General features: G+C 47.2%; 12 protein-coding genes. 3 read left to right on the top strand and 9 right to left on the bottom strand.

All coding sequences use genetic code 11. The features are described from left to right. Nucleotides 1-335: 335 nt before the first annotated feature. The 6 genes from PMG71_RS04935 to PMG71_RS04910 form a co-directional block, all read right to left on the bottom strand. Nucleotides 336-908 carry a TIGR04376 family protein gene (locus tag PMG71_RS04935; protein WP_283752533.1) on the bottom strand — a complete coding sequence of 191 codons (573 nt, stop codon included), beginning with the start codon at nucleotides 906-908 and terminating at the stop codon, nucleotides 336-338. A 32-nt stretch (nucleotides 909-940) separates the two neighbouring features. Beyond that, nucleotides 941-2068 carry a hypothetical protein gene (locus tag PMG71_RS04930; protein WP_283752532.1) on the bottom strand — a complete coding sequence of 376 codons (1128 nt, stop codon included), beginning with the start codon at nucleotides 2066-2068 and terminating at the stop codon, nucleotides 941-943. Nucleotides 2069-2314: 246 nt separating this feature from the next. Then, nucleotides 2315-3685, bottom strand: a complete 1371-nt coding sequence (locus PMG71_RS04925; protein ID WP_283752531.1) for a cytochrome c biogenesis protein — start codon at nucleotides 3683-3685, stop codon at nucleotides 2315-2317. 7 nt (nucleotides 3686-3692) lie between these two features. After that, nucleotides 3693-4436, bottom strand: a complete 744-nt coding sequence (locus PMG71_RS04920; protein ID WP_283752530.1) for a cytochrome c biogenesis protein CcdA — start codon at nucleotides 4434-4436, stop codon at nucleotides 3693-3695. Between the two features lie 105 nt (nucleotides 4437-4541). Then, on the bottom strand, nucleotides 4542-5156 hold the full coding sequence (locus tag PMG71_RS04915) for a Uma2 family endonuclease (protein WP_283752529.1): 615 nt from the start codon (nucleotides 5154-5156) through the stop codon (nucleotides 4542-4544). A 135-nt stretch (nucleotides 5157-5291) separates the two neighbouring features. Next, the gene (locus PMG71_RS04910) at nucleotides 5292-6737 is read right to left on the bottom strand and encodes an FkbM family methyltransferase (RefSeq protein ID WP_283752528.1); all 1446 of its coding nucleotides are present in this window, start codon (nucleotides 6735-6737) and stop codon (nucleotides 5292-5294) included. Nucleotides 6738-7029: 292 nt separating this feature from the next. Here PMG71_RS04910 and PMG71_RS04905 point away from each other — a divergent pair, with 292 nt between their 5' ends. Next, nucleotides 7030-8292: a GGDEF domain-containing protein gene (locus tag PMG71_RS04905; protein ID WP_283752527.1), complete on the top strand. Its 1263-nt coding sequence runs from the start codon at nucleotides 7030-7032 to the stop codon at nucleotides 8290-8292. Between the two features lie 177 nt (nucleotides 8293-8469). On the opposite strand, the gene gltX is transcribed toward PMG71_RS04905, so the two are convergent. The 3 genes from gltX to PMG71_RS04890 all read right to left on the bottom strand — a co-directional run bounded on the left by gltX (nucleotide 8470) and on the right by PMG71_RS04890 (nucleotide 11949). Further along, the gene (gltX, locus tag PMG71_RS04900; RefSeq protein WP_283752526.1) at nucleotides 8470-9909 is read right to left on the bottom strand and encodes a glutamate--tRNA ligase; all 1440 of its coding nucleotides are present in this window, start codon (nucleotides 9907-9909) and stop codon (nucleotides 8470-8472) included. Nucleotides 9910-10002: 93 nt separating this feature from the next. After that, on the bottom strand, nucleotides 10003-10437 hold the full coding sequence (locus PMG71_RS04895; RefSeq protein WP_283752525.1) for an SH3 domain-containing protein: 435 nt from the start codon (nucleotides 10435-10437) through the stop codon (nucleotides 10003-10005). Between the two features lie 12 nt (nucleotides 10438-10449). After that, nucleotides 10450-11949 carry an AAA family ATPase gene (locus tag PMG71_RS04890; protein WP_283752524.1) on the bottom strand — a complete coding sequence of 500 codons (1500 nt, stop codon included), beginning with the start codon at nucleotides 11947-11949 and terminating at the stop codon, nucleotides 10450-10452. Nucleotides 11950-12201: 252 nt separating this feature from the next. On the opposite strand from PMG71_RS04890, the gene PMG71_RS04885 reads away from it, so the two are divergent. Continuing rightward, complete coding sequence (locus tag PMG71_RS04885) at nucleotides 12202-12504, top strand: hypothetical protein (RefSeq protein WP_283752523.1); 303 nt, start codon at nucleotides 12202-12204, stop codon at nucleotides 12502-12504. 116 nt (nucleotides 12505-12620) lie between these two features. Then, on the top strand, nucleotides 12621-13364 hold the full coding sequence (locus PMG71_RS04880) for a Uma2 family endonuclease (protein ID WP_283752522.1): 744 nt from the start codon (nucleotides 12621-12623) through the stop codon (nucleotides 13362-13364). Nucleotides 13365-13519: the final 155 nt, after the last annotated feature.

Below are 13519 nucleotides of genomic sequence, written 5' to 3'. Positions count from 1 at the left end.
GTCTATAGATTAAAGAAAAAGTTGGGGTTCAGGAGATTCTTGGCTGACAGAGAATTGAACCGGGCCAAAAAAACGGTTTTGAGAAGCAAAGATTTTGCTTTTGTTGTGGTATAATTTGTGAAAATGAAAACCCCCTGCTTTTTAAGGGGGATTTAGGGGGATCAAGATGTCCCACATAACAGCGAAAACTGCTGTAATATCAAGTCCGGTTAAATGTGTAAGGTGGGCACTGCCAGCCCTACTTGTGAGTGTCTCAACCTTAATTGAATCAACTATAAATTAGATTCGGCACTGTCTGCTCGCTCTCGCTGCAACTCCTTGTTCATTATTCATTGTTAATTGTTCATTTGATCTTTCAAATCCTGCAACTCCTGATCCGCTTCCCAACGGCGAAACTCTTCTTCTAGGGGATCGGGACTACTGCTAATGCGAGTATAGCTCTTATTCCAACCCGGAGGAGAATAGGTAGATTTTTCACTTGCACTCGCTTCAGCTTCCATTTTCATTACCCTAGCATGAACCTCTTCCTTCCGTTTTTTAATCTCTTGATATAACTCTTTCGCCTTGACAATTCTCTGTTTACAGCCTTGCATTTTTCCCCATAACTGGTTCCCCTTGTGCAATAAGGTATTTTCTCGTTCTTGGGCAGCTTGGGCTAAATCCATCCGCCCTTTTGCCGTTGCCTTTTGTACCCAAGTATGCCAACGCTGAATCTCTTGAGCCGTTGCCATAATTTCCTCTTGGGCTTGTTTTTCCTGACGCTGTAAATCGACAATTAAGCGTAGAGTATCTTCCTGTTGTTCATGAAGTTGATCTTCTAAAATTGATAGCTCCAACTGGGGATGATTTTTGAGAAATTCATCCAACCGATCTTCTAAAAAGCGACTTACATCATCAAAAATACCCACAGTTTTCGATCCTCCTCCATTGAGGCTAAGGGTTAAAACTTCTGACCGACAAATACCGATCGCACCTCACCATTGCGGCGAATGATGGCCTCTTGGTTGACAATATCCACCAACATCCATCCACTCGAACCGATTGTTTCTCCTACCTGAAACCGGCGAGACATGCCCTCAATTTCAAATAAAGCAGCCGAGCGATCGCCCAATTCCAATATTCCCGTCAACATCAAACTGATTTGGGGAGTATTGGCTACACTCTGTGGGGTGGGAGACGGAAGGGGAGAAGGTACAACCTCATCCTCCATCGCACTCGGTGAGGCAGCCGGTACTTCTGGGGAAGCGACAGGTGCAGGAGTCGGTTGATAAACAGGAATATAAACCCGCTCCAAAACCTGCGTCGGAGTAGATGGAGGGCTTTCGGGTAAGGGAGTTTCCGAGGCATCTTGCGGTTGATCCTCCTGATTTTCGCTTAACTCATCCTTCAACTTCAACGCCCGTTGCATATAATTGGCAAACTCTTCATCCGCTAAAGCTGTGGAGGACACATCAACGGGAGCCATGGGTTCTGGACTGGGTTGACTAGAGGGTAAAAACTGGGCAAACTGTTGGCGTATTCCTTGCCCAGTCTGGGTGCTGGATATCCACCAACCTAGGGGAAGGGCGATCGCCGCACCCACCCCCACTAACAGCAATCGATCCCACCAAGGTTGAACCCTGGGCGCAGGAGCCGTCACCGGAAACAGTTCTTCTTCTGGTAATACTGTGGGCTGTAAATCTACTCCAAATCCTGCTGATTCTATCTCTGAGGTTTCTGAAGTTGGGGCAGCCATCTGGCTCTGCTCCACTGTTTTCAGCGTATTCATCTCACGATTCGTCTGAGCGATACCCGTTAAACTAGCCAATTCTGGAGAGATCTGAGCCAGATTTTCGGCGATCGCCTGGGGCAACTTCATCGAAGGAATATCGAGGGGTTTGAGAGAAATTGATTCCGGTTGCACGGGTTCCTTGGGCAAAGCGCCCCCCCGATCTAACACCCGGTCAATATCGTCAAACAAATCATCCATCAACCCATTGACTTCTTGTTCCATTGACCAAGAAGCCATATGGATAGAATCTGTATGTAAATCAGACTCTCGATCGGGTTTGTAAACATCCTGATCCATAACAGGGGGTTCGTTCAATATCTGGGCTAGATGGGTTAGTAATGATTTTATATGCCATCACTCTAACATGATGCCAATCTCAATTAGAAATGACAAATCCAAACCTCCCAGTTTTCTCCCCTTCCGGGCAAAAAAAAACCCTTAGCGGGGAAGCCAAGGGGAATCATCAGGGTGCATCTACCATACCAATATCCCTATGTGGGGGTTCTGAATCCGGAAGAATGGGAAAATTTTTTTGATCCTCTTCTAGGTTTTGGCAGGTGATGGAGAATTCTCCTGCACTTGGTCGAGGATTTTCAGCACTTCTTGCTCAAAGGTGACTTGAGCGCGGTTAGTTTTCCCCCCTAGATAAAAGCGATCGCCGTTTTGCAACGCCCAGATTTGAGAGTGGGAAAAATAACTCATCACAACGGCGATCATCAATAGCCCAAATCCGGTATAAACCACGGGAATACCCGGATCGGCTTTGATCTGTAATCCCGTGCTACCCATGACTTCTAGGACTTTTAAGGTCACGCCATTTACTTCGATGTCCATGCCTTGGCGTACTGTTCCGATCAGTTGTCCCTGATTATCGTAAACCACTAAAGTACCCTGTAAATCCTTGGTGACTAGGGCAACTCCTGCGCTCATATCGGGTGTGGTGGGTATCCAGGTTCCCCAGATTCTGCCCTCGGTTTCTATGGGCAATTGAGCCATGGGAATCTTGAAGATGGGAGAGTTATTCACTCTAACTTTAACGGCTGCGATCGCCCAATCCGCCTGATACAAGGTTACCCCCCGATAGCGCAAAGGCTGATTCACATGGATTTGTTCGTGTTTGACTTCTTCTCCCTGATTATCTAAGACGGATAAATCGGAATAAAATTGTTCAATTCTGCCTTCTGGACTATAGTCAATCCAAAAGCGATTCACGCGCACCGACCAATCTTGGGGGACTTGGGATTGGGCAAAGGGCCCGGCTTCGATGATATTTTTAATCTGGAAGGTGTCGCCACTGGGAATCATTTCTTGGGCCATGAATCCGGTGAGGGAGCCTAAGATGGAGCCAGCGAGGATAATCAGCATACTGGCATGAACGATAATGGGGCCAATTCTGCCAATGATGCCTTTGCGAGCGTATAGGGTTTCGCCTTCCCGAAAGACGCGATACCCATATTGTTTTAGGATCGGTTCTAGGCGATCGTTCGAGCCTTGATTGAGCTGGGTACTGAGGGCGAGTCTTTCAAATTGTTGTGGGGTTTTGTAATAGCTCCACCGGTTGGCGGCTTTGAGGGTGGGCAGTTGGCGGGTAAACGTGCAAGCGGTTAAACTCGATCCGAACCAGACGAGCAGCGCTAAAAACCACCAGGTGCTATAGACATGATCTAAGCCAATGGTTAAGAGGACTTTCCAGGAGAGGAAGCCGAATAGGGCGGGGTCTTCGGGGTAGTTGGCTTGGTAAAATTCGAGAGATTGCCCCTGTTCTATGACTGTACCGGAAATGCTGAAGAGGGCGATCGCCAGCAGCAGGATAATCGCTAATCGTAAATCGGCTAAGGTGGGTAGCACTTGTTTTTTCCACCATTGCAGAGGATGGAAGGGGAGGGGAGCAGAAGCATTTTGATTGGAAGTCATCAGAAAATCAGGTTATCGGTACAAGACGAGACAGGAGCGAAATTACCCCAAATCCTACTAATAACACGCCACTGGTCGGAGCGATCCATCCCGACCATTGCCGCAGGGCTAAAAGTTTTTTAATCGAAGCGGTGAAGGTTCCCGCGAGTACCAGGGGAGACACATAACCCGCAGTGTAGGCGAGGAGTAAACCGCTACCGAGGATGGGGTTTTGGGTGGTGGAGATCCAAGCCAGCAACGTGGCGAGTACGGGGGTGCTACAGGGGGAGGCGACTAAGCCGAAGGTTAAGCCGATCAGGTAGGAGCGCACACTGTTGGGGAAGTTGGGCGAAATCCAATCCATGCCTCCGGAAGCGGGCAGTTGTAGGGGTAAGGCTTCCAGGAGATTGAGTCCCATCAGGATAGCGAGAATACTGACGATAATGGGTAAGCCGATACCAATTTGCCCATAGACTTGACCGACGAGGGCGGCGACGACTCCGAGGAGGGCGAGGGTTGTGGCTAAACCTGCTGCAAACCATAGGGATTGAATGGCTGATTGCAGGCGGTTTTCGGTTTCGTAGCCGCCGATGTAGGCAACGGTGAGGGGCAACATGGAGAGCATACAGGGGGTAAGGCTGGTGAGCAATCCCGCGATAAAAATAATACTGATACTAATAGGATTGAGATCTGCCAGTTGGGTATCAACGAGGCGATCGGCAAACTGTTGCAGGTGATAGAGCTGGGTTTCTAGGGTTTCGATCGTATTCATTAAAATTAAGTGTAAAATTAAACGTTAAAAAGGGTCATCTTTTTACCCTATTGTACAGGATGGGGCATGGGCGCGATAAAACTCCGTTTCCCTAATGCGATCGCCCTAACCCCACACCCGACGTAGCTCTAAAACGAAACCCGGTAAAACTGACTCACCGGATAACTCAGTTGGATTTGACAAGATTTCTACATCTAAACCGACTCGATACACTTCTACTTTTCTGGTTTTCGGATTGATTAGCCAACCCAATCTGGCTCCATTATCCATATACTCTTGCATTTTTTCTCCCAGGGATTTTATGGTATCTGAGTGCGATCTTAATTCCACCACAAAATCAGGACAAATCTCGGCAAACCTTCTCTTTTGTTCCTCATTGAGTGTATCCCAACGCTCTTGACTCACCCAAGATGCATCAGGAGAGAGATTCGCGCCATTGGGTAAAATAAATCCAGTCGATGAGTCAAATACTTTCCCCGGTTCGCTTGCATTGCGCCACCATAGATACAACTCGCCAGAAATACTGCTATTTTGTTCTCCAGTTTCCCAACCCGTTGGTGGATTCACGATTAATTCTCCGTTTGCTGTTCTTTCTAGTTGTAATTCTCGATTACTGGCGGCTAGAATTTCAAACTGTTCTTGGGTAACATAGAGCTTTAGAGTTTTGGGTAACTCTAGTAATAGGGTTTCCGTTTCCGGTACGGTTGGGGTCTGTACCATCTTGACCTCTTAGTATCATAGAAATGGGCTAGAAATTGATCTATTTTAGCCGATCGCCAATTTTTCCCTAACTTCAACGAAAGAATCCGGGTTTGAATATCCGCCACAGAGAGCGCAAAGTGCTGTAGGTCAATCTTACTCAACCCTAGACTGAATATAAAAATTGCTATAATTCCATTCTCGGAATTCTTTAATTATCTTATAGTTTAGGCGCTCCAAAAAGTTGAAAAAACTCGGTTGATTTTTTTTAGTGACTTCAATGAGTCCATCGGGTTGAAATTGCTGAAATAGCCCTTCAGCTCCTTCTAAAACTTCGATTTCTAAGCCTTGGACATCCATTTTCAGGAAATCAACCCTAGAAGTGATGAGCTGATCGAGGGGCAAAACTTCTAAGGTTCCCCTGGGATCGGGTTTGAGTTCAGTCAAACAGAGATCGCCTGTGGGATGGTTTTGCAGTTGGGCGCGACTGCGAATTTTACCGACAGCATAGCCTAATTTAGAGAGGTCTATATTAGTAATTTGATTCAGAGCAATATTGGTTTTGAGGGCGGCAATAATATCGGGTTGAAATTCAATGGGAATGACGATTTCTGCTCCTAAGATTTTGGCAAAGTAAACTAGGTGGTTACCGGAATTTGCGCCGACATCGACAATAACCGATCGCCGCTTAAGCGTCTGATGGATAAAATTAAGTTCTGGCTGCTCGTAAAACTGGCGATCGTTCACCTGGGTTAATTCCACATCTAGATTTTTACCCGTAATCTGGAATTGGATCGTTTGATTGTGGCTGATAAACTCAACTTGAGGGCGATCGCCACAGACAACATTGACAAAATTGAGCCATCGCTGAGTTTTACGCAAATGGGGTGAAAGACTCAGAGCCTGTTCTAGATAGGGTTTCGCTGCTTCCCACTGCTCTTGTTTAGCGAAAGTGATGCCTAAAGATTGGATGTAATTGGGATCTTGGGGAGAGAGGGCGATCGCCTGCTGAAACGCCTTTATCGATGCCGTATAATTCCCAATCTGGTTATAAATGCCACCGAGCATAGCATAGAGTCCCGGTCGGTCAGGATATTGCTCGATCGCCGCCTCCAAAAGGGCGATCGCCACCTCTAGACACTCCTGCTGACGCAGAAACTCAATCAACTCCCGAAAAGAAGACAGACTCAGAGAAACCTGATGTAGCGCTTGCTCATATAAGGGGCGATCGCTCTGAAAAGAGCCTACAGCCACTAAGACCTTCTGAAGACGTTCCCGTAAATTTTCATCCATCGGCTGAAATAACAACCCATGGCTATAATGACGCACCGCCTCCGAGAGCTGTCCCTGTAGCTCATAGATCAACGCTAAATTATAATGTGCAATCACATGATTCGGTTTTTGTTGCAACACCTGGTGATACAACCGCGCCGCCTGTTGATACTCGCCCTGTTTCTTATACAAAACCCCCAAATTCACCAAGCTACTAATATGCTGGGGATTAAGTTCTAAAACCCGTTCATATCCCCTACGAGCAGCCTCTAAATTCCCTTCTCGCTGGTACTGATAAGCCTGTTGAAATTGTTGATTAATATTCACCATACTGAAACCCAAACACATCCTATTCTCAAAATCGCCAGAGAGAACAACCTTTCAGCTAAAATTGTAAGCTATGATCGAATGCTCTAGGAAAACCTTCAAAACATAGGTATAGCAAAACCAGGGAATTGGCTTGGCCTGAACCCCAGCCAACCCATCACCCATCCATTGAGAGATTGGGGGTGCATCAAAATTAGCCAAGGTAGCCTATACCTGGGAACCTAGCTCAATGTAAACTATCGAGACACCGATTAAACCTTCCCTTACGGAAATGGCGATCGGAAAGCCTAAAACCATGAATCAGGGATCTCAGCCAAAACTATCTGCTCGCACCAACTCAACCTCCTCAGAAGATTTGAAAATAACTGGGGAAAGACACTCGCGCATTGAACCTGAATGGCGAAAATTCCTTATTTTATCTCGTCTTCAGCCAACTATTTGGATGACCCTTGGTGGAGTATTTGCCTTAGCCTTATTTGAAGCTATCCTGTATGGCGAACAATTTGCCAGTCAACTGCTTGGCGCTCGCATTACCACCCTATTTGCTCTTTTAGGCTGCTGGGGATTACAAAAAACCCAATTCGGTCGCCGCCATCCCAGTCTTCTATTTCTAGGACTATCCTGGTCGGTCACCCTATTACCCCAAATCCTGGGAACGGCAGCCGGAACGTCTGAATTTAAACCAGAACTTTGGCTAGTCATGTTTGCAATGCAAGCTACCGCTATTCCTGTATTTTGGCGGATTCATGTTATTTCTCAAAGTGTGGTTATTGCCTATTTTTGCCTCAATCATTGGATCTTGGGTTTGCCCCTCAGTGATTTATCCCATGCGATCGCGGTAGAATCTTTTCTGTTCTTAGCCATGATTGGCATGGTTTGTTATTTCATCATTTATCAATATGAACGGCTTTCTTTGTTAGAGTGGTCTACTCGTCAAGAACTGGAAACCGTTAATAAGCAAGTTAAAAATCTTACTCTTTTCGATCGCCTTACCCAACTCCCCAACCGCCGCCGCTTTAATGAATATATCGAGCAAGAATGGCGACGGATGAAACGGGACTTAAAACCCCTTTCCCTGATTGTCTGTCGGGTGGATTATTTTAAGCCCTATGTTTATAGCTATGGCTCCCAAACCAGTAATGAATGCTTAAAAACGATTGCCGAAGCCATTGGCTCTGTGGTCAAACGGCCAGCCGATATGGTGGCTCGGTATCGGGGGGAAATGTTTGCTATTTTATTGCCCCAAACCAATGTGGAAGGAGCCATGCAAGTGGCCACTTATATTCATTCAGAAGTGAGTAGCCTAAAGTTAGTCCATCCCAATTCTCCCATCAGTCCCTATATTACGGTCAGTTTAGGGGTCAGTAGTGTGGTTCCTCGCAATGATGATTCTGAAGTGACGTTAATTGTGACTGCGGGAGAAGCCCTAGCAGAAGCCCAAGCCTTGGGAGGCGATAATATTATTGTTAAAACTCCCCAAGGATTGAAGCTCGATACGAAGATGGATTTAGATGATTACCCATCCGGGCCGTTTGATAATAGTTCTTCTGAAGCCTAGGGAATGGGGAATACAGCGCTTTGCACCCTCTATGGGGTAATGGGGGAGCGAGACGGTAATTAGACATCTAGGGAGCAAGATGCTCCCACTCCAGGAATATCAAAGGATTTAGGGAGTGCGGGCATCTTGCCCGCTTCTTCACCCTTTATCCGGACTTGATATTACCTATTGCTCAGATTATAGGGTTTTTAGGGCTTCTTTGATGCGATCGCCATCTTGTCCGTTCTGATTCCAGAGTAACCAAGATTGGATCAAGTCAGGGCCATGCACTTCACCGGTTAAAGCTGCCCGTAAACTCCGCATGACTAAGCCTTTTTTCACCTTTTTCTCTTTGGTAACAGTTTTGATCGCGTCTTTCAGGCTATCTTCTGTCACAGTAGCGCCCTCAACCGCAGTTAAAAGGGATTCTAGGATCTCTTTGACCCCTTCTTTTTGCAGTTGCTCCCGTGCTTCTTCAGAAAAGCTCGTTTCTGAGGTAAAGAACATTTTGCCTAATTCCACGGCTTCGGGCAAACGGGTTAAACTGGGCCCAATTAAGGCAACGAGTTGTTCTAACCAGGATCGTTCTTTTGAGTCTACGTCATAACCCGCTTCTTTCCAGAGGGGAAGAATCAAATCGGTTAATGGTTCGACGGGCAGATGATGGAGATATTGGCTGTTAATCCAGTTGAGTTTATCCCAATCAAATTTAGCACCGGCTTGATTGACGCGATCGAAGCTAAAGGTTTTGGCGGCTTCTGAGAGGGTAAAGAGTTCCTGAGTCGCATCAGGAGCCGTCCAACCCAACAGGGTCATATAATTGGCTAATGCTGGAGCAATATAGCCCATCTGACGGAACTCGGAGATCGAGGTTACGCCATCGCGCTTGGAGAGTTTGCGCCCTTCTTGATTGAGAATGAGGGGGGTGTGGGCAAATTCGGGAACCTGTCCCCCCAAGGCTTCATAGAGTAAGATTTGTTTGGCCGTGTTAGCGATATGGTCTTCGCCGCGAATGACATGGGTGATGGCCATGTCCATATCATCGACGACTACGGCTAAGTTATAGAGGGGTTGCCCGACTCCTCCGGCTTCAGCAGCACGGGCCACTACCATATCACCGCCTAAGTCGCCAGCTTTCCAACTGACGGTTCCTCGGACTAAATCTTTCCAGACAATGGTGCGATCGTCGTCTATCTTAAACCGAATCACGGGTTTGCGCCCTTGGGCTTCAAAGGCGGCTTGTTCTTCTGCCGTCAAATTACGATGGCGATTATCATAGCGGGGAGCAAGGCCGGCTGCTTTTTGCTTGGCTCGCATGTCGTCGAGTTCTTCGGTTGTGCAATAGCAGCGATAGGCTAATCCTCGATCAAGTAGGGTTTGTACGGCTTGCTTATACAGATCGAGCCGTTGGGACTGATAAAAGGGGCCTTCATCCCAGGTTAAGCCGAGCCAGGTCAGACCTTCGAGGATATTATCGGTGTATTCGGGGCGCGATCGCTCTAAATCGGTATCTTCGATCCTAATAATAAACTGCCCTCCCAGATGGCGGGCGAATAACCAGTTAAATACAGCCGTCCGTGCTGTACCAATATGGAGGTTTCCCGTGGGACTCGGTGCGATTCTAACTCTGACGCTCACAAAAGTTTTCTCTTTCGATACAAGGCATGTTTGATTCTAACCTTTTGCGGTAATGGGCATGGGTCAAGGAGGAAGCAAGAGGTTAAGCAACAGTTAATCTGTCTTCTCCACATTTCCCCCTTTCACCCAGGCATCTTGAGAGCCAACCCGGACTTTTTGCCATACTTTATCGTCGCTCTCTCCAATCACATACAAGGTTTCGTTATAACCCACTCCACCAATGGAATTGGCTTCATAGGTGGGCGCATCCCGCAGCATGAGACCATCCGGCCAAGTGACTCTGGCTTTGTAGGCTCCTTCGGGAAGTTTGGGTTCTTCGGGCTTTTGAGGTTGAGCCTCAGTTGAAAGGGGGGCAGAAGTAGCCGGTTGTGGCTCTTCTACCTCTGGAAATTCCGGTTTAGGAGGGGCTGCGGTCATTCTGCCCATAAAATACCGGGCGGTGGCTAATCCACCGACTAACATCAGGGCAATCGCCAACGTCACCCCAAAGATGACTTGAAATAATCCAGCAACTAATCGGCCAACCATAAGGATAAAGAATTATAAGGGAGGTTTTAAACTACTTGAACGAGACGCTAGTCGAGCTTTGCCTGATGCTGCCCAAGATTGTAAAAATTCAATTTGCTCTTGGGCGGTGCGAGCTAAGGGCACAATTTGACTGGCTGCCTCTAGGATATCATCGGTGGTAAAATCCCGGTTTTGACTAAAGCCAATGTGCATGGCTTCGACGATCATTTGTTCGATTTCTGCGCCGGAAAAATCGGGGGTTTCATAGGCGAGGCGTTTTAAGTCGTAGTTTCTCAGACTTTGGGGACGCAACCGCTCAAGATGGACTTCAAAAATGGCTTGTCGTTCTTCTTGACTGGGCAAGCCAACGAAAAAGATTTCGTCAAATCGCCCTTTGCGTAAGAGTTCTGGGGGTAAGCTTTGGATATTGTTGGCGGTGGCAACGACAAAAACGGGTGATGTTTTTTCGGCTAACCAGGTGACAAAGGTTCCGAATACGCGGTTGGTTGTGCCTGCATCGCCCCGCGATCCCATGCCGCTAAAGGCTTTGTCGATTTCGTCAATCCATAAAATACAAGGGGCGAGGGCTTCAGCCAGTTGAATCATTTGCCGGGTTCTGGATTCGGATTCGCCCACGAGTCCGGCAAACAGTCGCCCGACATCGAGCCGTAGGAGGGGTAGATGCCAATGGTGGGCGATCGCCTTGGCGGTGAGGGATTTTCCGGTTCCCTGAATGCCCACCAGCAGCAGTCCACGGGGGTGGGGCAGTCCATAGGCTCTGGCTCGATCGGAAAAGGCTCCACCGCGCCGCAAGAGCCAATCTTTGAGGTTTTCTAAGCCGCCAATGTCGGAGATTTGTTCTTGAGCGGGATAAAAGTCTAGGATTTGGGTTTGGCGAATGGTTTGCCGTTTTTCTTCTAAGATCAGTTCTACGTCTTCGGGGCGTAGTTGGCTATGGGTGGCGATCGCTTTTCCCAAGACGCGGCGAATGCGCTCTAGGGATAAACCTTGGGAACACCGGACTATTTCTTCTAAGGTTTCGCGATCGATGGCTTGTCCTAACCCGGTTAATAAGCGGGTGACTTCTTCCCGGATGTCTCCACTCTGGGGTAAGGGAAACTCTAAAATGGTAATCACTTCCGTTAAGTCGGTGGGAATGGTAATTTCGGGAGCCAGAATGACTAGGTTTTTGGCTTCCGATTTTAGGCTCCGGGCGAGGTTTCTCAGTTTGCGCGAGATGGAAATATCGTCTAAAAAGCGCTGAAAATCTCGGAGAATAAAGATTCCGGCGGCGGTGGGAGGGACTTTCTGGACGAATTCTAAGGCTTGTAGAGGATTGCGACGACCCATACCGCTATCATTGGGATTGCCCTGATACCCATCGACGAAATCCCAGGTATAGACTCCTCGATTACCGAGATCTTGGGCGGATTCGGCGATCGCCTTCTCTACCCGTTCTTCTTCGGCAGTCGGGATGTAGATGATCGGATAGCGCGATCGCAGCAGTAGTTCAAATTCTTCCTTAAAACTCATGGACTAAACGTTGGCAGGTATAGGAGACTCAGTTTTAATATCGTAACTTTATAGTATAGACTCTCCTTGCCAGACGAACCCCCCCAGCCGACTGGGTTAAGTCGGATTAGTTGGAAAGCGGCTAGAAACCCGGTTTCTTCAAGAAACCGGGTTTCTAAACACCCAACCGCTTGCGTTAAATTAGAATAGTTAAAAACCCGGTAGGGGCGAAAAATTTTTCGCCCCTACCCATTGTTAATTGTTAATTGATACATGACTCAACGCACTCCCCAAACCCTGAACATTAGACCTCTTGCGCCCTATGAAGACCGCTTATTAAACGCTTTGGCCTTTTTCCGTACCCAACGCCAACCGGAAAATCAGGCCCATCATTGTCTGAGTATGTACTTACGCCAGTCCGAAGCCAGAATTATGGGTGAAGTCGGATTTTATGCCCGGTTAGTGGGGATGGAACCTTGGCAGTTTTTGGAGTTACTCTATCAAGATGGCGATCGCGCCGAAGCCTTAATTCAAGAAGCCACCGGTTCAGGAGTCAAAGATACCTTTGAGGAATGAGTAATTAGATTGAGTCTGTTATTCGCTCCCCCCATTCCCCCACAGAGGGGGCAAAGCGCTATATGCTATCCTCAAAACAGCAGTACGAACATGATTCAGTATTGAGGTAGAAAACGATGGTACAAGAATTGCTGTCTCAATCACAAGTTGACGCTCGACTCTACCCAGACAGTGATGGCAAGCCGATGGCGGATAATACGATTCAATTTCGCTTAATTACAACTATTGTCGGAGGATTATCCGCTCTGTTTAAAGAGCGAGAAGATGTGTTTGTAGCGGGTGATTTGTTGTGGTATCCCAGAGAAGCGGGAAGGTTAACGATACAAGAAGAAAGTTTGAATTTTAGACAAGCACCAGATGTGATGGTGGTTTTTGGAGTGGAGAAAAAAGATAGAGGCTCCTATAAACAATGGGAAGAAGGAAATATAGTGCCTCAAGTGGTGTTTGAGATTCTTTCACCGAGTAATAGTAAAGGAGAAATGGAGGATAAGTTTGAGTTCTACGACTATTATGGTGTGGAAGAATACTATGTATACAATCCGAAAAAGAATCAACTGCAAGGATGGTTGAGAAGTGGGGGTAGACTAACAGAAATTGCTCAAATGGAGGGTTGGAGAAGTCCGTTATTGCAGGTGAGTTTTAGTACCAGCTCGCAGGATTTGCAGTTATTTACGCCGAGTGGGGAAGCGTTTGGCACTTATGAGGATGTGGTGCAAGAGCGCGATCGCCAACAACAAAGAGCTAATAGTGCTGAGTTAGAGCGCGATCGCGCCACAGAGCGAGCTGAAAGTGCTGAATCCGATTTACAACAGCTACGGGAGAAACTGCGACAGTTGAATATCGATCCTGATTCTTTGTAGTCAGGACTTACACATCATATCAAGTTCGCTTATTCATGTCCGCGAAGCGGAAATACCCTAATTAAAAATCCAGGGAGCAAGATGCTCCCACTCCAGTCATATCAAAGAATTCGAGGAGTGCGGGCATCTTGCCCGCTTCTTAACAAATTTTCATG

Origin of the sequence: Roseofilum acuticapitatum BLCC-M154, from assembly GCF_030068475.1 — a bacterium.
GTDB classification, from domain to species: Bacteria; Cyanobacteriota; Cyanobacteriia; order Cyanobacteriales; family Desertifilaceae; genus Roseofilum; species Roseofilum acuticapitatum.
The sequence above is the reverse complement of the archived record's forward strand: the minus strand, read 5'-3'. Positions and strand labels throughout refer to the sequence as shown.